General features: G+C 73.5%; 18 protein-coding genes and 1 tRNA gene. 12 read left to right on the forward strand and 7 right to left on the reverse strand.

Going from position 1 to position 17,853, the window contains the following annotated elements; genetic code table 11:
• Positions 1-48: 48 nt before the first annotated feature.
• The 6 genes from KGD84_RS00285 to KGD84_RS00310 all read left to right on the forward strand — a co-directional run bounded on the left by KGD84_RS00285 (position 49) and on the right by KGD84_RS00310 (position 4,726).
• Positions 49-564 (forward strand): hypothetical protein, encoded by a 516-nt coding sequence (locus KGD84_RS00285; RefSeq protein ID WP_220564110.1) that lies wholly within the window; start codon positions 49-51, stop codon positions 562-564.
• 539 nt (positions 565-1,103) lie between these two features.
• Positions 1,104-1,649, forward strand: coding sequence for a lytic polysaccharide monooxygenase auxiliary activity family 9 protein (locus KGD84_RS00290; protein WP_220565436.1), 546 nt, complete (start codon positions 1,104-1,106; stop codon positions 1,647-1,649).
• A gap of 159 nt (positions 1,650-1,808) precedes the next feature.
• On the forward strand, positions 1,809-2,603 hold the full coding sequence (locus KGD84_RS00295; RefSeq protein ID WP_220564111.1) for an ABC transporter ATP-binding protein: 795 nt from the start codon (positions 1,809-1,811) through the stop codon (positions 2,601-2,603).
• On the forward strand, positions 2,603-3,334 hold the full coding sequence (locus KGD84_RS00300; protein ID WP_220564112.1) for an ABC transporter permease: 732 nt from the start codon (positions 2,603-2,605) through the stop codon (positions 3,332-3,334). Before KGD84_RS00295 ends, KGD84_RS00300 begins: the two co-directional genes overlap by 1 nt.
• 86 nt (positions 3,335-3,420) lie before the next feature.
• Entirely contained in the window at positions 3,421-3,768 is a 348-nt protein-coding gene (locus KGD84_RS00305) for a ribosomal protein L7/L12 (protein ID WP_220564113.1), read from the forward strand.
• Between the two features lies 1 nt (position 3,769).
• Positions 3,770-4,726, forward strand: coding sequence for an Lrp/AsnC family transcriptional regulator (locus KGD84_RS00310; RefSeq protein WP_220564114.1), 957 nt, complete (start codon positions 3,770-3,772; stop codon positions 4,724-4,726).
• Positions 4,727-4,803: 77 nt separating this feature from the next.
• Here KGD84_RS00310 and KGD84_RS00315 read toward each other — a convergent pair whose 3' ends face one another.
• Complete coding sequence (locus KGD84_RS00315) at positions 4,804-6,249, reverse strand: amidase family protein (RefSeq protein WP_220564115.1); 1,446 nt, start codon at positions 6,247-6,249, stop codon at positions 4,804-4,806.
• A gap of 241 nt (positions 6,250-6,490) precedes the next feature.
• On the opposite strand from KGD84_RS00315, the gene KGD84_RS00320 reads away from it, so the two are divergent.
• Genes KGD84_RS00320 through KGD84_RS00330 form a run of 3 tightly spaced genes read left to right on the forward strand, consistent with a single transcriptional unit; the run spans position 6,491 to position 9,274 of the window.
• The gene (locus KGD84_RS00320) at positions 6,491-7,279 is read left to right on the forward strand and encodes a DUF5058 family protein (protein ID WP_220564116.1); all 789 of its coding nucleotides are present in this window, start codon (positions 6,491-6,493) and stop codon (positions 7,277-7,279) included.
• Positions 7,280-7,307: 28 nt separating this feature from the next.
• Positions 7,308-8,063, forward strand: a complete 756-nt coding sequence (locus KGD84_RS00325) for a hypothetical protein (RefSeq protein WP_220564117.1) — start codon at positions 7,308-7,310, stop codon at positions 8,061-8,063.
• Complete coding sequence (locus KGD84_RS00330) at positions 8,060-9,274, forward strand: amidohydrolase (protein ID WP_220564118.1); 1,215 nt, start codon at positions 8,060-8,062, stop codon at positions 9,272-9,274. Before KGD84_RS00325 ends, KGD84_RS00330 begins: the two co-directional genes overlap by 4 nt.
• Before the next feature lie 104 nt (positions 9,275-9,378).
• Here the strand turns inward: KGD84_RS00330 and KGD84_RS00335 are convergent, their stop codons facing one another.
• On the reverse strand, positions 9,379-9,858 hold the full coding sequence (locus KGD84_RS00335; protein WP_220564119.1) for a hypothetical protein: 480 nt from the start codon (positions 9,856-9,858) through the stop codon (positions 9,379-9,381).
• Between the two features lie 300 nt (positions 9,859-10,158).
• Here KGD84_RS00335 and KGD84_RS00340 point away from each other — a divergent pair, with 300 nt between their 5' ends.
• Positions 10,159-10,365 (forward strand): hypothetical protein, encoded by a 207-nt coding sequence (locus tag KGD84_RS00340; RefSeq protein ID WP_220564120.1) that lies wholly within the window; start codon positions 10,159-10,161, stop codon positions 10,363-10,365.
• Positions 10,366-10,448: 83 nt separating this feature from the next.
• On the opposite strand, the gene KGD84_RS00345 is transcribed toward KGD84_RS00340, so the two are convergent.
• Positions 10,449-10,522, reverse strand: a tRNA-Pro gene (locus tag KGD84_RS00345).
• 74 nt (positions 10,523-10,596) lie between these two features.
• Complete coding sequence (locus KGD84_RS00350; RefSeq protein ID WP_220564121.1) at positions 10,597-11,526, reverse strand: metallophosphoesterase; 930 nt, start codon at positions 11,524-11,526, stop codon at positions 10,597-10,599.
• Between the two features lie 159 nt (positions 11,527-11,685).
• On the opposite strand from KGD84_RS00350, the gene KGD84_RS00355 reads away from it, so the two are divergent.
• Complete coding sequence (locus KGD84_RS00355; protein ID WP_220564122.1) at positions 11,686-12,141, forward strand: GatB/YqeY domain-containing protein; 456 nt, start codon at positions 11,686-11,688, stop codon at positions 12,139-12,141.
• A gap of 72 nt (positions 12,142-12,213) precedes the next feature.
• Here KGD84_RS00355 and KGD84_RS00360 read toward each other — a convergent pair whose 3' ends face one another.
• Positions 12,214-14,598: a penicillin-binding protein gene (locus KGD84_RS00360; RefSeq protein ID WP_220564123.1), complete on the reverse strand. Its 2,385-nt coding sequence runs from the start codon at positions 14,596-14,598 to the stop codon at positions 12,214-12,216.
• Between the two features lie 431 nt (positions 14,599-15,029).
• Between KGD84_RS00360 and KGD84_RS00365 the strand changes: the two genes are divergently transcribed.
• Positions 15,030-15,389, forward strand: coding sequence for a WhiB family transcriptional regulator (locus tag KGD84_RS00365; protein WP_220564124.1), 360 nt, complete (start codon positions 15,030-15,032; stop codon positions 15,387-15,389).
• A gap of 258 nt (positions 15,390-15,647) precedes the next feature.
• On the opposite strand, the gene bagB is transcribed toward KGD84_RS00365, so the two are convergent.
• Together bagB and bagA are read right to left on the reverse strand one after the other, a co-directional pair.
• Complete coding sequence (bagB, locus tag KGD84_RS00370) at positions 15,648-16,778, reverse strand: ArsA family ATPase (RefSeq protein ID WP_220564125.1); 1,131 nt, start codon at positions 16,776-16,778, stop codon at positions 15,648-15,650.
• Positions 16,775-17,812, reverse strand: coding sequence for an ATPase BagA (bagA, locus tag KGD84_RS00375; protein WP_220564126.1), 1,038 nt, complete (start codon positions 17,810-17,812; stop codon positions 16,775-16,777). Before bagA ends, bagB begins: the two co-directional genes overlap by 4 nt.
• Positions 17,813-17,853 lie beyond the last annotated feature (41 nt).

Below are 17,853 nucleotides of genomic sequence, written 5' to 3' on the forward strand. Positions count from 1 at the left end.
GCCTTCTCCAGAAGGGACACGCGCCCTACCTTCTCTCTCATGCGAGACATGCGTGACGACGACACCGCCCTCCTGCGGCTGCTGGGCGAGGACGGGCTCGCCCGGGTCGACGCCGCCATCCGGGAGCGCGGCCTCCTCGCGGGGGTCGCCGCCGTCCGGGAGGCCTTGCGCTCCCGGGGCGGTCTGAGCCTGTACGACGCGCGGGACATGGTCCTCGAAAGGTTCGGGGAACTCGGAGTCGACCCCTGTCCGCCCACGCCCCCGCTCGACGTGGAGGAGATGGCATCCAGGGCCGAGGGGCACCCCTCCCGGCCCCGAGAGGTCGCGGCCGTCTGGGACGGGGACGACTTCGGGTGGTACCTGGTCCTGGAGGCGCACTGCGAGGACGGGACGACCCTGGACCTGGGGTGGATCCGGCGCGGCGGCGACCTGAGGGTCCTCAACGGCAGGGTCCCGCCCTGGCCGGAGGCAGTGGAGGCGCGCGAGGCCGGTACGGCCCTCGCCGCCCGGCTCGGGGTGCCGTTCCGGTTCGACCATCCGGACACCCCGGACTTCTCGGACTGATGCCGGAGCCGGTCCGGTCGGACCGGCTCCGGGGGCGGTTCCGGTGTCGGTCCCGGGGGCGGCCGGGTTCCCGTGAGAGGGGCTTCAAGGGACGGGTAAGGGAAAACTATCCCTTTGGTGAGGTCCAGTGGTCGGAGCCCCATCGGCCCGGATTGGTCTACACCTCTCTCCGGCCGGACCGCCCGCGCGCCGCCGCCCCCATCGCCCCTGCTCTCACTCCACGTGCCCGTCCGGTCGCCACCCGTACCAGTGGCCGGAGAGCGCGCAGTGGTCCGGAACGCGGTCCGGTCCCACCCTCCCCTCCCGTGTCACCAGGCCCCTTGCACTCTTCGTCACAGCCTGCCTACGGTCTTCCGCAACGGGCGGGAACCCCCGGTGCACAGGGGTTTCCGGGACGACGCCGTCCGGTGCCCGGGGCCCATCCGAACCCCGAGCGCCCAGCCCGGCCCTGGACCGGCAACGGTCCGGGTCATCCCGCTACGCGTCCCCCGGTGTGCCCCCACACCATCGGGACCTTGACCCACACAGAAGGGCCCCGCATGCAGATCCGCAGGAACGACAGCCCCCGCAAGCAGCGTTCGCTCCGCGCCGCGACGGCGCTCGCCGCCGCCACCACCCTCTTCTTCGGCCTCATGCCCATGGGCACGGCCAACGCGCACGGCTACATCTCCAACCCGCCGAGCCGCCAGGCGCAGTGCGCCGCCGGAATCGTCGAGTGCGGTTCCATCCAGTGGGAGCCGCAGAGCGTCGAGGGCCCCAAGGGCCTGACCAGCTGTTCCGGCGGCAACGCCCGCTTCTCCGAGCTGGACGACGACAGCCGGGGCTGGCAGCGGACCGACGTCGGCCGCACCCAGTCCTTCACCTGGACCATCACGGCCAACCACCGCACCTCCACCTGGGAGTACTTCATCGGCGGCCAGCGGATCGCCGTCTTCGACGACGGCGGCGCGCAGCCGCCCTCGACCTTCTCCCACACCCTGGACCTGTCCGGCTACAGCGGCCCGCAGAAGATCCTCGCGGTGTGGAACGTCTACGACACGGCCAACGCCTTCTACGCCTGCATCGACGTCAACGTCCGCAGCTGACCCCCGCCGCACCCCCCGTGCGGCCCCCGGCCCGGCCCCGCACCCGGGCCGGGGGCCGCGGCGGTGCCGGGACCGCCGACCGGTGTACCGATCCGCATCCGGGGCCGTGACCTGGCCCGGCGCGTTGATCCGGCGGTGAAAGCGGCCTACCGTCCGAACATGGACACCGATGCGGTCAAGGTGGCCGGGCTGACCGTCCGCCGCGGCGGACAGGACGTGCTCACCGGACTCGACCTGAGCGTTCCGGCGGGCGAGGTGGTCGGCCTGCTCGGACCCAGCGGCAGCGGCAAGACCACGCTCATGCGCGCGATCGCCGGCGTGCAGCGGATCTCCGCCGGCACCGTCACGGTGCTCGGCCACCCGGCCGGAGCGGCCCCGCTGCGCACCCTGATCGGCTACGCGGCCCAGACGCCCTCGGTCTACGCCGACCTCACCGTCCGGGAGAACCTCTCCTACTTCGCCTCCGTCCTGCGGGCGCCCCGGACCGATCCGGACCGGGTCATGGCGGAGGTCGGGCTCGCCGACCTGGCCCGCCGCCCGGCGGGCGACCTGTCCGGCGGCCAGCACGCCCGCGTCAGCCTGGGGGTCGCCCTGCTGGGGAGGCCGCGGCTGCTGGTCCTGGACGAGCCGACCGTGGGACTGGACCCGGTGCTGCGCGAAGAGCTGTGGTCGCTCTTCCACGGACTCCGCGACCGCGGCACCACCCTGCTGGTCTCCAGCCACGTGATGGAGGAGGCCGGGCGCTGCGATCGGCTCGTGCTGATGCGCGAGGGCCGCCTGGTCACCGAGGAGACACCCGCGCGGCTGCGTGCGCGCACCGGTGTGCAGGACCTGGAACAGGCCTTCCTCCGGATCGTCCGCGAACCCGAACCGGGGCACGGCCGCCACGAGCGCCCGGCGCCCGGGACCCGCGGGAACCCGGCGCCCGGCACCCCCGGCGGGGGTGAGGGCTGATGCGCCCCGCCCTCACCGGAGCCACCGCGCTGCGCATCCTGCGCCAGCTCCGCCACGACCCGCGCACGGTCGCCCTGCTGCTGCTCGTCCCGTCGCTGCTGCTGGTGCTGCTGCGCTTCGTCTTCGACGACGAGGCGTTCTTCGCCCGGCTGGCCCCGCAGCTGGTGGCGATCTTCCCGTTCGTCGTGCTGTTCCTGATCACTTCGATCGCGACCCTGCGCGAGCGCCGCAGCGGCACCCTGGAACGGCTCATGACCCTGCCGGTGGGCCGGTTCGACCTGCTCCTCGGGTACGCCCTGGCGTTCGGCCTGGTCGCCGTCGCCCAGGTGGCCGTGGTGATCGCGGTGGCGCTGTGGCTGGGCATGGAGACCGAGGGGTCGCTGTGGACGCTCGGCGCGATCTCCCTGGCCGACGCGCTGCTGGGGATCGCGCTGGGGCTGTTCGCCAGCGCGTTCGCCCACAGCGAGTTCCAGGTGGTGCAGTTCATGCCGGCGTTCGTCATGCCGCAGGTCCTGCTGTGCGGGCTGTTCGCCCCGCGCGAGGACATGGCCGACGCCCTGTACCTGGTCTCCGCGGTGATGCCCCTGTCCTACGCGGTGGACGCCATCACCGAGGCGGTGGAGCGGCCCGAGGTGACCGGAGACCTGCTCGTGGACACCGGGATCGTCCTGGGCTCCGCCGTGCTGGCGCTGCTCCTGGGGGCGGCCACCCTGCGCCGCCGGACACCCTAGGAGCAGGGCGTCCCTGGTGGCGGGGCTACACTGCGGCGGAACGGAACGCTTCCCCCACCCCCGCACCAAGAAGGGCGAAACGGAACATGGGCTTCTTCGACGGCCTGCGCCGGCCCCCGGCGCCGACCCGGCCGCTGGACCGGGACACCGTGGACCGGGTGCTCGTCCTCGTCCGCGACCGGCGCAAGATCGAGGCCATCAAGCTCGTGCGCGAGCGCACCGGCATGGGACTGGCCGACGCCAAGTACACGGTGGAGGCGCTGGAGGAGGGGCGCCGCGTCCCTGTCGAGCCGACACCCGGCCGCAGCCTCGCCGACCGGGTCCGCGAACTGCTCGGACAGGACCGCGTCGCCGATGCCGTCGTCCTGGTCTCCCGCGAGACCGGCATGACCGAGACCGAGGCCGCGCGGTTCATCGACAGCCTCGGCCGATGAGATGAACCGCAGGCTGGACGGGCTGGAGCAGCGCATCGCCGCCGCGCTGCAGATCGACGGCCGCGCCTCCTGGCGCCGGATCGCCACCGTGCTCGCCGAGCCCGAGCGCACCGTCGCCCGGCGCGGCAACCAGCTGCTGGCCTCCGGGGACGTCACCGTCGCCGGGATACTCCCCCAATCGGCGTCCACCCTGCTGCGGGTCCGCTGCGCGCCCGGCACCGCGCGCATGACCACCGAGTCCCTGGCCCAGCGCGCCGACTGCACCTTCGCCTACATGACCACCGGCGGCACCGACTGCGTCGCCGAGCTGATGTTCGACGCGGAGCGGCTCCCGCAGGTGCTCGGCACGGAGATCCCGGCCACCGTGGGCCTGCGGGCCGCGGTGAGCTACCCGGTGCTGCGGTACTTCCGCACCATCCGCGGCTGGCGCTTCGGGCCGTTGACGACCGCCCAGTCCGACGCCCTGGCCCGCGAGTACTCCGCGGACCGCGGCGGATTCCCGGACCAGGGCGAGCTCACCGCGCAGGACCTCCAGATCGCCGGGGTGCTGGCGGAGAACGGGCGGGCCGGGTTCGAGGAGATCGCCCGGCGCACCGGCGTCTCCGAGAGCACGGCGAGCCGCCGCACCGACTGGCTGCTGCGCCGCGGCCACATCCACCTGCGCGCCCTCGTGGAGCCCGCGCTGGTCGGGCTGCCGGTGGAGGCCATGCTGTGGATCCGCTCCGCGCCCCACCGGGTGGACGGCATCGGCCGGGAGCTGGCCGGGGCGCGGGAGGTGCGCTACGCCGCCGCGCTGGCCGGGGACCACCAGATCGTGGCCAACGTGACGGTGCCCGACACCGCGGCGCTCTACCGGTTCGTCACCGACACGCCCTGGGCCGAGCAGGTCGACGCAGTGGAGACCACCCTGCTGCTGCACGCCCGCAAACGCGGCGGCCGGATGCTGTCCGCGGGCTGACCCGGCCGCCCGTCCCCCGCGGCCCGCCCGGCGCGCCACCCGGACGGGCCGGGATCCGGACGGGCCCCCGCGGCCCGCTACGCGGTCGCCACCGGCCGCAGCCGCTGGCCTGCGCCGATGTCCGGCCTGCGGTCCACGCACCGCGTCCGGTCCTCGAACGCCTTGGCGTAGCGGAGCAGCTCCACGTCCCGGTAGTGGTCCACCGCCATCTGGAAGCCCACCGGGAGCCCGCCCGGAGTGAACCCGGCCGGCATCGCCAGCACCGGCAGGCCGGTCGCGGACAGCAGGCAGGCCGACCGCATCCAGTCCAGGTAGGTCGTGGACTCCACGCCGTTGATCCGCTCCGGGTACCGCAGCCGCGCGTCGAACGGCAGCACCTGCGCCGCAGGGGAGAGGAAGAGGTCGTAGCGCTGGTAGAACCGCCGGACCGCGGCGGCCAGCCGGGTCCGCGCCGCGGCCGCGTCGATGATCCGCTGCGCGCTCAGCCCCCACCCCGCCTCCACGTTCCAGACCACCTCCGGCTTGACCAGGTCGCGGTGGGCGCGGACCAGCGGGCCCAGCGCGGAGGCGAAGTCCAGGGCCCGGGTGGTGTGGAACACCTCGTCGGCTCCGGCGAGGTCCGGGGCGGCCTCCTCCACCACCGCCCCCGCGTCCTCGAACACGCGCAGCCGCTCGGTCAGCACCGCCAGGACCTCCGGCTCCACCGGCACGCCCATCCCCAGGTCCGGGCTCCACCCGATCCGCACCCCGCGCAGGTCGCCGACCAGCGGGCCCGCGAAATCGGCCCCGGTCAGCGGCGCCGGGGGCAGCACCCGCTCCGACGGGCCGGCGACCGCGGACATGAACAGGGCGATGTCGGACACCTCGCGGGCCATCGGCCCGGTGCGGGCCAGCCACGCGTGGTCGTTGTCGGCGGCGGGCGCCGGGACCACCCCGTAGGAGGGGCGGAAACCGACCACGTTGCAGAAGGACGCCGGGATGCGCAGAGACCCGCCCATGTCCGAGCCCTCCCCCAGCGGCTGGATCCCGGCGGCGATCGCCGCGGCCACCCCGCCCGAGGAGCCGCCCGCGCTGCGCGAGGGGTCGTACGGGTTGGTGGTGGTGCCGAAGACCTCGTTGAACGTGTGCGACCCGGCGCCGAACTCCGGAACGTTGCTCTTGCCGGTGGCGATGACCCCCGCCCCGCGCAGCCGGGAGACGAGCAGGTCGTCCTCCTCCGGCACGTGGTCCGCCAGCACCGGGGAGCCGTTGGTACTGCGCATCCCCGCCACCGCGTGCGTGTCCTTGTGGGTCATCGGCAGGCCGTGCAGGGGCGGCAGGTCCGCCCCCGAGACGGTGAGCCGGTCGGCCGCGTCGGCCGCCTCCAGGGCCCGCTCCGGGTCCACGGTGACCACGGCGTTGACGGCCGGGTCCACCTCCGCGATCCGCTCCAGGTGCGCGGTGACGGCCTCCCGCGCGGAGACCTCGCGCCGGCGGATCGCACCGACCAGCTCCGCCGCCGACATCCGCTCAATCCCGTCCATGGGTCCTCCGAATTCCTCCACCGCTCCGGGCCGTCAGCGGCCCCGGACTCGACGCGCCCAGTTTCCGCGGTGGCGGCGCGCGCCGGAACGGTGCGGGGTGATGTGTCGCACTTTGCGGGAAACGGCCACGTCCGTGGCGATTTCCCGCATCCCTTGCCACTCCGGAGACCACTGCCCGAGGGTTGGCGCAATCGGGGCGCAGAACGCACCCCGCCCACCTCGGGAAGGAGCGTCCTCAGGTATGGCACCCCCTGTCCCCACGGTCGCCGCCACCGCGCTCACCTCCGCGGCCGAAACCGTCCCGGCGCCCGCCGCCGCGGCGGCGGACGGCATCGCGGCGGTGTCCGGGACCCCGGTCCTGTGGCTGTGCGCGCTCGGCGTCTTCGCCGTCATCTTCGTCCAGACCTTCATCTACATGCGGGCCGCCCGGGTCGCCGGACCCGACGTCGGCATGAGCCGGGACGAGCTCCGGAACGCCTACCGCGCCGGGGCCGTGGCCTCCATCGGCCCCTCGCTCGCCGTCGTCCTGGTGGCCGTCGCCCTGCTCGCCCTCTTCGGCGCGCCCGCCGTCCTCGTCCGCATCGGACTGATCGGCTCGGCGAGCACCGAGGTCGCCTCGGCCGGCGTCGCCGCGGGCACGGTCGGCGCCACCCTGGGCGGCGACGGCTACACCCCCTCCGTCTTCGCCCTGGCCTTCGTGGCCATGAGCCTGTCCGGCGGCATGTGGATGCTCGCCACCCTGGTCCTGACCCCCCTGCTCAAGCGCGGCGGCAAGAAGCTGGACGCGGTGAACCCGGCCGTCATGGCGGTCGTCCCCGCCGCCGCACTGCTCGGCGCCTTCGCCATGCTGACCGTCACCGAACTGCCCAAGTCCGGGATCCACGCGGCCACCGCGCTCACCTCCGCCGCCGTGATGGCCGGATGCCTCGTCCTGGCCCGCGCCCTCAAGGCGGCCTGGCTCAAGGAATGGGCGCTCGGGTTCGCCGTCATCACGGCCCTGGCCGTCGCCTACCTGGCCCACACGGCGTGAACCCCCGCAAGCGAGTGGAGAAGACGACATGACCGCGGACGACACCGGCGCCACCGCCATGGCGGCGTTCGAGAACACCACCTCACGGTGGGGGCGGGCGACCATGGTCGCCGGGCTGGCACTCTCCCTGGCCGGGCCCCTCTACCTGGCGTTCTTCGCCGACCTGGGACTGGACGCCGCCCGGATCTGGGTCGCGTTCCTCGCCGTCGCCGCCACCTTCGGCGTGTTCTGGGTGCTGGAACCGCTGACCTACTACCCCATCCTGGGCCCGGCGGCCATGTACCAGGCGTTCATGATCGGCAACATCTCCAACAAGCTGCTGCCCGCCGCGGTCGTCGCCCAGGCCAGCGTCGACGCCCGGCCGGGCACCCGGCGCGGCGACCTGACCGCGGTGATGGCCATCTGCGGGGCGGCCACCGTGCACCTGACCTCACTGCTGGTCGGCGTCGGGCTGCTGGGCACCTGGCTGATCTCCGTGCTGCCCGCCGGGCTGATCGAGGTCGCCCGGCTGTACATCCTGCCCGCCGTCATGGGCGGGGTGCTGGTGCAGTGCATCGTCACCATGCGCCGGTACCGCACCACCGCCATCGCCGTGGCCGCGGCGCTGGCCGTACAGTTCGCCCTGCTCCCCCTCGCACCGGGGCTGGCCCTGTTCTCCACCGCCCTGTGCGTGGCGGTGACGATGGTCCTGGCCTGGTTCCTGCGCGACCGCCGTATCGTGCACGGGACCGCCGCCGACAACGCCCCCGAACCCGCCCCGACCCCAGAGGAAGGCCGCCGATGACCGCCGAGACCGCCCCCGCCGTCACCGACCCCGAGCGCATGCACCGGATCTACCGGCACCTGCACACCCACCCCGAGCTGTCCATGCAGGAGCACGCCACCGCCGACTTCATCGCGGCCGAGCTCGACGACCTCGGCATCGAGAACTTCCGCTGCGGCGGCACCGGGGTGGTGGGCGTCGTCCGCAACGGCGAGGGGCCCGTCGTCGCGTTCCGCGCCGACACCGACGGGCTGCCCATCGCCGAGGACACCGGACTGGAGTACGCCAGCACCGCCACCGGCACCCTGGAGGACGGCACCGAGGTGCCCGTCATGCACGGCTGCGGGCACGACACCCACGTCACGTCCCTGCTCACCGCCGCCCGCGAACTGCTCGGCCGCGCCGGCGAGTGGTCCGGGACCCTGGTGCTCGTGTTCCAGCCGGGGGAGGAGACGGCCGCGGGCGCCCGGGCCATGGTCGACGACGGCCTGTGGGACCGCGCCCCGCGCCCCGAGGTCGTCCTGGGCCAGCACGTCATGCCCTCGCGCGCCGGAAGCGTCACCATCTCCCACGGCACCGCGATGGCCATGGCCGACGCGCTGCGCGTGACCCTGTACGGCAGGCAGTCCCACGGTTCGCAGCCGCAGTCCTCGATCGACCCCATCGTGCTCGGCGCGCACGTGATCGCCCGCCTCCAGACCATCGTGTCCCGCGAGCTGGACCCGCGCTCCCCGGCGGTCATCACCTCCGGCACCTTCCACGCGGGACTGAAGGAGAACATCATCCCGGACCGGGCGGTGCTCACCCTCAACATCCGCTCCTTCGAGGAGGACGTGCGCGAGCAGGTGCTCGCCGCGGTCCGCCGGATCATCGCCGCCGAGGCCGCCGCCTCCAACGCCCCCGAGCCGCTGGTGGAGGAGATCTACACCTTCCCGCGCTGCTACAACGACCCCGGCGCCGCCGCCCGCGTCGAGGCGGCGCTGCGCGCCGAGCTCGGCGAGGACAACGTGTCCGTCGGCGAACCGGTGATGGGCAGCGAGGACTTCGGGCACCTGGCCGACTCCATCGGCGTGCCCGCGGTCTACTGGATGTTCGGCGGCTTCGACCCCGACGCGGGCGAGCCCCCGGTCAACCACTCCCCGTTCTTCGGCCCGCTCATGGAGCCCACCCTCACCACCGGCACCCGCGCCGCCGTCGCCGGCATCCTCGCCTACCTCGGCACCAAACCCTGACGGACCCCGCGAACGCCGAGAGGCCGGTCCCGAAGGACCGGCCTCTCACTCCGCCGGGGTGGAACCCACCAGCTCTCAGGAGTTCCAGCGGCGCCGGCCCTCCGCTAGGGGCGTCGGCGCAGGTGGGCGCCGCTCGACGGGAGGAACATCGCCACCATCGCCGCCGGCACCGCGGCGATGTGGAGCCCGCGCACCGTGTAGTAGGCCAGGTCGGCCGCATCGGCCGCGGCCAGTGCCGCCCCGGCGTCGCCGCCGTCGGCGAACCAGCCGACCAGCGGCACCACCAGGGTCGCTAGGCCGATGCAGCCGAGCAGCACGGCGAGCGCGATCCGGGCCCACCCGCGGCCCCGGTACAGGTGGAGCACCAGCAGCGCCGCACCCCCGTAGACCACCGTGCGCAGCGCGATGTTCGCGGCCAAGCCGGGCCCGAACCCCTCCGCGGCGATCACGCCCGAGGCCCCGATGACCGATTCCACCACCCCGGCGCCGATCGCGACCAGCCACAGGAGGCAGGCTGCCCGCAGCGCCGGAGGCAGCGTCTCCGGTCCAAAGGTGCGCGCAACGCCCTGTGTCGTCGTGTCCATGCCGGCTCCCTGAAACGTTCCGTCGTCGGTGGAACGAGTCTGGGCCACCGCGCGGCCCCGGTCAGGGGTGGCGGGACGCCGGTCCTCCGGTGGTACGGGCACCCCCGCTCCGGGGGGCCGTCCACCCGGGCGCACCGGGAGTCCGTGCCGACGCAGCACCTCCGACCACCGCGCCGACCGGTCCCGCCACATCGTGCCCGGAACCGCCTCGAACGGATCGGCTCCGCCCCGCACGCCGGTGTTACCGTGAACCGAACGTGCTCCACCCCCCTTCGTTCCGGAGCACGGAAGGGAAGCGTCATGGCAGACCCGACCAGCACCGCCGGTGACCGATCCGCCCCCGGAGAGCCGGAGCACGAGGGCGTCGAGGTGCTCGTGCACGGCTTGACCCCGACGTGGAGCGGCCACGATTTGGAAGCGTCGGCCGTCAGCGACGACGAACAGATCGGCACCTTCCAGCGCAACCAGCTCTTCGAGGCGATGGGGGACACCCCCGAGACCGCCTGAGGTCCCGGAGCCCCCTGGGCGCCGGGCACGCGGACCCCGCGAACGCAGAGAGGCCGGTCCCGAAGGACCGGCCTCTCGCTCTGTCGGGGTGGCGGGATTTGAACCCACGACCTCTTCGTCCCGAACGAAGCGCGCTGCCAAGCTGCGCTACACCCCGAAGCAACGAGCCCAAGTCTAGCGGACGTCGGGAGTGCTCGGGTAATCGATTACGGGACTGTGGCCCAGGCCTCCTCAGGCCCCTTCCGGGCCCGCCACGAGGTCCAGCAGCGACGCCTCCGGGCGGCAGCAGAACCGCACCGGCGCGTACGGCGACGTGCCCAGCCCGCCCGAGACGTGCAGCCACGCCCCCGCGTACTCGTGCAGCCCCCACGCCCGCCGCCGGTCGATGCCGCAGTTGGTGACCAGCGTCCCGTAGAACGGCAGGCACAGCTGGCCGCCGTGGGTGTGTCCGGCCAGCATCAGCTGGTAGCCGTCGGCCGCGAACCGGTCCAGGTTGGCGGGCTCGGGCGAGTGCAGCACGCCCAGCCGCAGGTCCGCAGTCGGGTCGGCCGGGCCGGCGATGTCGTCGTAGCGGTCCAGCTTGATGTGCGAGTCGTGCACGCCGCCCAGCGCCACCTCCAGGCCGCCCGCCTTGAGGGCACCCTTGCGGTTGTTCAGGTCCAGCCAGCCCGACGCGGACATCGCCGCGCCCAGCTCGCGCCAGGGCAGGTCCGGCACCCGGCGCTTGTTGTAGTCGGTCTTGCTGGTCCGCCACAGGTAGCGGGCCGGGTTCTTCAGCTGGGGGGAGAACAGGTCGTTGGACCCGTACACGAACGCGCCCGGCCGGTCCAGCAGCGGTCCCAGGGCTTCGATGAACGGCTCCACCGCGTCCGGGTGCGCCAGCGAGTCCCCGGTGTTGACCACCAGGTCGGGCTCGTAGCGCTCCAGGCCGCGGATCCAGTCGATGAGCATCCTGCGGCCCGGCGTCAGGTGCGCGTCGGACAGGTGCAGGACGCGCAGGCGCGGGCTGCCCGGGGGCAGCAGGGGCAGCTCGTAACGGCGCAGCCGGAACCAGTTGCGCTCGATGACCGAGGCGTAGGTCAGCCCGGCGACCCCGAGGGCTCCCGTGACCGCGACCGCCCGGCCGGTGTTGCGCAGGAGTCGTCGCTTGTCGATGCCCATGCGGCCTTCTTCCTCGTCGGGCTCGGATGAGGGGCGGCGGGTGCGTCGTCCGGGACGGAGAGGCCGCGGAACGACGTTCCGGCACCCACGACGATGGTCTCACGCCGTCCGGGCACAAAACGTTGGTGGGCCGACGGGGGACCGCCGTAGGATCGGCCCATGTCCGAACTCAAAGACCGCCTGAAGAACGACCTGACCACCGCCATCAAGGCGCGTGACAAGGTGCGCACCGGCACCCTCCGCATGGTCCTGGCCGCGATCTCCACCGAGGAGGCCGCCGGCTCCAGCCAGCGCGCCCTGGGTGACGACGAGGTCGTCAAGCTGCTGACCCGCGAGGCCAAGAAGCGCCGCGAGGCCGCCGAGGCGTTCGAGAAGGGCGGCCGCCCCGAGCAGGCCGAGGCCGAGCGGGCGGAGAGCGAGGTCATCTCGGACTACCTGCCCAAGCAGCTCACCGACGAGGAGCTGTCCGATCTGGTCGCCGCCGCCGTCGAGGAGGCCGGCGCGCAGACCCCCAGGGACATGGGCAAGGTCATGAAGGTCCTCAACCCCAGGATCGCCGGGCGGGCCGAGGGCTCGCGGGTGGCGGCCGAGGTCAAGCGGCGCCTGGCCGGCTGACCCCCGGCAGGGGTCCCCGGAACGCCCGAGGGGGCCGCGGCGTGCGCCGCGGCCCCCTCGCCGTACGTCCCGCTAGTCGCGGGTGGTGGTCGGCGTGTGCGCCGGCCGGACCCGGAACCAGCCGTCGTCGTCCTCGCCGGTGCCCGCGCCCGCGGTCCCGCCGCCCCGGCTCAGGAACACGTTGACCGTGGCCCCCTCCGGCAGGCGTGTGCCGGGGTCGGGGTTGACCGCGGCCACCGCGCCCTCCGGCTCAGGGGAGTTCAGGCGGGTTCCGGACACGTTCGCCGTGTACCCGGCCTCCTCCAGGGCCGCCACCGCGTCCGCCTCGGTCAGCCCGACCACGTCGGGCACACCGCCGTCGTCGGACGCCGGACTGGGGTCGTCGTCGGGCTCGGAGGGCGCCCTGGGCACCGACGTGGAGCCGAACCTGCCCGGTGCCGAGGGCAGCTGCTCGACCTCCAGGCCCTCGTGGGCCGCCCGGAAGCTCTCCTGCCAGATCCGCCCCGAGATCGTCGCCCCGTAGACCACCGAGAAGTAGCGGTCGCCGATGGTGACGTTGCGCAGCGGGTACTGCTGGGGGCCGCGCGGGTCGGCGACGAACACCGCGGACGCCATCTGCGGCGTGAACCCGGCGAACCAGGCCGCCGCGGAGCCGTCCGTGGTGCCGGTCTTGCCGGCCGCCGGCCGCCCGATGCCCAGGGAGCTGGCGGTGCCGCCGTTGAAGGTCTGCGACAGCAGGTAGGCGACGCCGTCGGCGACCTCCTCCTCCAGGACCCGCTCGCACTCCGGCTCGATCTCGATCGTGGAGCCGGCCTGCTTGTCCTCGATCATGGTGATGGCCTGCGGCTCGCAGTACATGCCGCCCGAGGCGAACGTCGCGTAGGCGTTGGCGACCCGCAGCGGGGACACCTCCTCGCTGCCCAGCGTGAAGCTGCTGTTGGCCAGCGAGTTCTCGTTCTCGGTGAACAGGGTGCCGTCGGCCCGTTGCAGGCCCAGCTTCTCGGCCATCTTCATGACGTCGCAGATGCCGACCCTGGCCTGGAGCTGCGCGAAGTAGGTGTTGGACGACGCCTTGGTGCCCGACACCATGTTGTGCGTGGTGCCCGCGGCCGTGTCACCGGCGTTGCTCGGCGTCCACGTGGCCAGGGTCCCGCCGTTGCAGCTGCGCTGCCCGGACACGGACACGCTGGTCGGCGAGTTGAACGCGGTGCTGAACGGCAGGCCCTCCTCCAGCGCCGCGGCCAGGGTGATCGCCTTGAACGTCGACCCGGCCTGGAAGCCGGTGCTGCCGCCCCGGTCGGAGTCGGTGGCGAAGTTGATGGAGGTCTCGCCGAGCTTGCTCTCGTCGGGGCCGTAGTTGCGGCCCTGCGCCATGCCGAGGATCTGGCCGCTGCCCGGTTCGATGATCACCTGGGCGGACACCTTGCGGGACTCGTTCTCGCGCGGCACCCACTCGTCGACGGCGGTCTGCGAGGCCTCCTGGACCTGCGGCCGCAGCGTGGTGTGGATCTCCAGGCCCGCGGTGCGCAGCCAGCGCGCCCGCTCGGTCTCGTTGGGGCCGAACCGCTCGTCCTTCTCGATCTCCTGGACCACGTAGTCGCAGAAGAACGGCTCGTCGCTGGGGACGCACCCGTTGGGCGGGGTGTCCAGGTCCACCTCCAGAGGCTCCTTCTTGGCCTCCTCGGCCTCGGCCTCGGTGATGGCTCCGGAGGCGACCATGCGGTCGAGGACGACGTTGCGGCGCTCGACGGTCTGCTCGGGGAAGAACCGGGGGTTGTAGAGGTAGGGGTAGCGGACCAGGCCGGCGATGGTCGCCGCCTGGTGCAGCTCCAGCTCGCTGGCGGGGATGTTGAAGTAGTGCTGGGCCGCCGACTCGACGCCGTAGGCGCCGTCGCTGAAGTAGGCGATGTTGAGGTAGCCCTCGAGGATCTCGTCCTTGGTCATCCGCTTCTCCAGCGCCACGGCGTACCGCAGCTCCCGGATCTTGCGGGCGATCGACTCCTCGCGGGCGGCGTCCAGCTCCTCCTGGGAGGTGGCGGCCTCGATCTGGACGTTCTTGACGTACTGCTGGGTGATCGACGAGGCGCCCTGGGTGTTGCCGCCCAGGGTGCGCACGGCGGCGCGCAGCGTGCCCGCGACGTCCAGGCCGCCGTGCTCGTAGAAGCGGGCGTCCTCGATGGCGAGGATGGCGTCGATCATGACCGGGGACACGTCCTCGAGGGGGACGAGCTCCCGGTTCTGATCGAAGATCTCGGCGATGACACCGCCCTCGGCGTCATAGATGGTGGAGCGCTGCGGGGGAGGCGGCGTCTCCAGGTTGCTCGGCATGTCGAGGAACCCGGCGGCGATGTTGCGGGCGGTGATGCCCACACCGCCGACGGCGGGCAGCGCCAGCGCGGCGACCAGAAGGCCCGCGATCGCGCTGACGACGACAAGTTGGCTGATTCTCTGAAGCAATGTCCCCTGACCCACCCCATCAGACTAAGTGACCACATGAGCGCGAAGAGGTGCGCTGTGGAACGGATGGTGCTCGGACGTACCGAAACGCCCACGGCACCGCGCGGGCCCTGCCCCCAGACCATCTTTTCACGTGCTATCGCAGCCCCTGTGCCCTTCGGTTCGGCCGTACAGGGGTTCCGGGTCGTCGCGGCCGGAAGGGCTCGCACCGGTCGCGCAATGGCCCGAGCGGGCCATATTCGGTGAGATGGAATGTGGGTCGAGTGGGTTCTGTCGCGACGGCCCCGAAGTCCGTAACTTTCTGCACAGCGGGGCGGGCCTTCGTCCGTCCCACTCGTCAGCCGGAGCCTACCCGTTCCCGGCACCCGCTCGGAGCACACGGATACCCGGGCTCCCCGCGGTCACGGCCCACCCACGGGGGTGCAGCGCACATGTGGATTCACCAGTGGACGACCCGGGCACGCTGCCGCCGGGTCGACCCCGACGCACTGTTCGTCCAGGGCGCGGCCCAGAACCGCGCCAAACTCATCTGCCGGGACTGTCCCGTGCGCACCGAATGCCTGGTGGACGCGCTGGACAACCGGGTGGAGTTCGGGGTGTGGGGAGGGATGACCGAGCGCGAGCGCCGGGCGCTGCTGCGCAAGCACCCGCAGGTCACCGACTGGGCCCCGGTTCTGGAGGAGGTGGCCTGCCGGGAGGGTGAGCGCGAGGGCGAGGAGGACCTCGTCCGCGACCTGGTCCGCTTCGCCGACGCCGCGGTGGCCGCGGCCACCGACGCCGACCGCTCCTGACCGCCGGCCGTTCGGGCCGTGTTCTCCGAATCCTCGCCCTTCTTCGGTCCGCCCGTCGCCCGCCACCGCCCTCAGCGGAAGGCCGCGGCCACGGGCCCTCCCCGAGCACCGGCTCCCGCGGGACTCCCGGAGCCCTGACCAGGCGCCTCGCGAACCCCCCACGGCCCGGGAGGGCACTCGAAGCGGGCACCGACCATCGGGACCGCCGTCATTCCCCGGTCCCCGGCCCCCGGCCCCCGGAGCCTCCCCCCCCGGCCGTCACGCGCCGCGGGCCAGGGCCTCCCCGATCCCGCGCAGCCCGTCCAGGTCGTGCACGTCCTCCGGCAGGGCCGGCACCTCCGCCACCGGCACCCCCGGGTGGTCGGCCGCGGTCCGCTCCCGCAGCCCCCGCTCCCGCCGGTGGGTGCGCACCAGCTCAGCGTGCAGCCGCAGCGCCGCCGACGCCCCCGGGTGCGTCCCCGCCGCCTCCAGGGACTCCGCGGCCGCCGTTGCCGCCTCCGCGTCCAGCCGCGCGCCCGCCCCCTCCGGCAACGGGTGCGTCCGGTTGACCACCAGCCCCGCCAGCGGCATCGCGTCGGTGGCCAGCCGCCGCATGAAGTACGACGCCTCGCGCAGCGCGTCCGGCTCTGGCGCCGCCACCACCACGAACGCCGTCCCCGGCGCCTGCAACAGCCGGTAGGTGCGCTCCGCGCGCTCCTGGAACCCGCCGAACACCGTGTCGAACGCCGCCACGAACGCCCGCAGGTCGTTCAGCAGCTGCGCCCCCAGGACCTTGCCCAGCACCGAGGTGACCAGCCCCATGCCGGCGCCCAGCAGCCTGAACGCCCCGCTGGGCGCGGGCGCGCTCAGGAACTTCACCAGCCGACCGTCCAGGAACCTCCCGAGTCGTTTCGGCGCGTCCAGGAAGTCCAGCGCGGACCGGCTGGGCGGGGTGTCCACCACGATGAGGTCCCACTCCCCGGACTGGCGCAGCTGCCCCAGCTTCTCCATCGCCATGTACTCCTGCGTGCCGGAGAAGCTCGTGGAGAGGGTCCGGTAGAAGGGGTTGGCCAGGATCTGGCGGGCCCGCTCGGGGTCGGCGTGCTCCTCGACGACCTCGTCGAAGGTCCGCTTCATGTCGAGCATCATCGCGTGCATGCTCCCGGGGGTCCCCTCCGGCAGCGGAACCGGGCTCGGGGTGTTGTCCAGCGTCTCCAGCCCCATCGACTGGGCCAGCCGCCGGGCCGGGTCCACGGTGATCACCACGGCGTGCCTGCCGCGCTCGGCGGCCCGCAACCCCAGGGCGGCGGCGGTCGTGGTCTTGCCGACCCCGCCCGCCCCGCAGCACACCACGATCCGGGTCGCCGGGTCGTCCAGCAGAGCGTCCACGTCCAGGCGTCCGGCGCTCACCGGCGCACCCCCTGTCCGGCCATGCGGCGGGCCAGCCCGTCCAGCGCCGCCCGGTCCGCCCCGCCCTCCAGCAGGGGCAGTTCCAGCAGCGGCGCTCCGGCGTCCGCCAGCTCCCCGCGCACCCGCTGCTCCAGCAGCACCCGCCGGGCGTGGGCGCCCACCTCGCCGGCCAGCGACTCCGCCAGCTCGCCGGGATCGTCCAGTCCGGCGGCCTTGAGCCCGGCGGCCAGCTCCTCCGGGTCGACCTCCCCGGCGGCCGCGGCGGCCAGGAGGTCCTGCGGCAGCAGCGGCGGGCGCACCATGTTCACCACGACCATGCCCACGTCCAGGCCGAGCGCTGCGACCTCGGCGATGCCGTCCCGGGTCTCCTGGGCGGGCATCTCCTCCAGCAGCGACACGAAGTGCACCCGCGTCCGGCCGGAGCGGATCACCTCCATCACCTTGTCGGCGTGGTTGCGGATCGGGCCCATCCGGGCCAGCCCGGCCACCTCGGAGTTGACGTTGAGGAACCGGCCGATGCGCCCGGTGGGCGGGGCGTCCATGACCACCGCGTCGTAGTGGAAGGGCCCCTCCGCGCGCCGCCGGCCGCCCTCCCGGCGGCGCACCGCCTCGGTGGCCTTGCCGGTGAGCAGCACGTCCCGCAGGCCCGGGGCGATGGTGGTGGCGAAGTCGACGGCGCCCAGCCTGGTGAGGGCCTGTCCGGCCCGGCGCATGCCGTAGAACAGCTCCAGGTACTCCATGAGCGCCGACTCGGCGTCCGCGGCCAGCGCGAACACCCGGCCGCCGCCGGGCACCGCCTCGATCTCGCGCTCCTCGTACGGCAGCGGCGGGATCCCGAACAGCGAGGCGATGCCCTGCCGCCCCTCGACCTCCACCAGCAGCACCCGCCCGCCGTCGGCCGCCAGGGCCCGGGCCAGCGCCGCCGCGACCGTCGTCTTGCCGGTGCCCCCCTTGCCGGTGACGATGTGCAGCCGGGCGCCCGCGCACGCCCGTGCGGGGTCGGGGTACCGGCCTCGGTCCTCTCGCTCGCTCACTCCACGGAGTCTATGCGGGCGTCCTCGCCGCACGCGGTGGG

The sequence above is a fragment of the Nocardiopsis changdeensis genome (assembly GCF_018316655.1).
Classification (GTDB): Bacteria; Actinomycetota; Actinomycetes; order Streptosporangiales; family Streptosporangiaceae; genus Nocardiopsis; species Nocardiopsis changdeensis.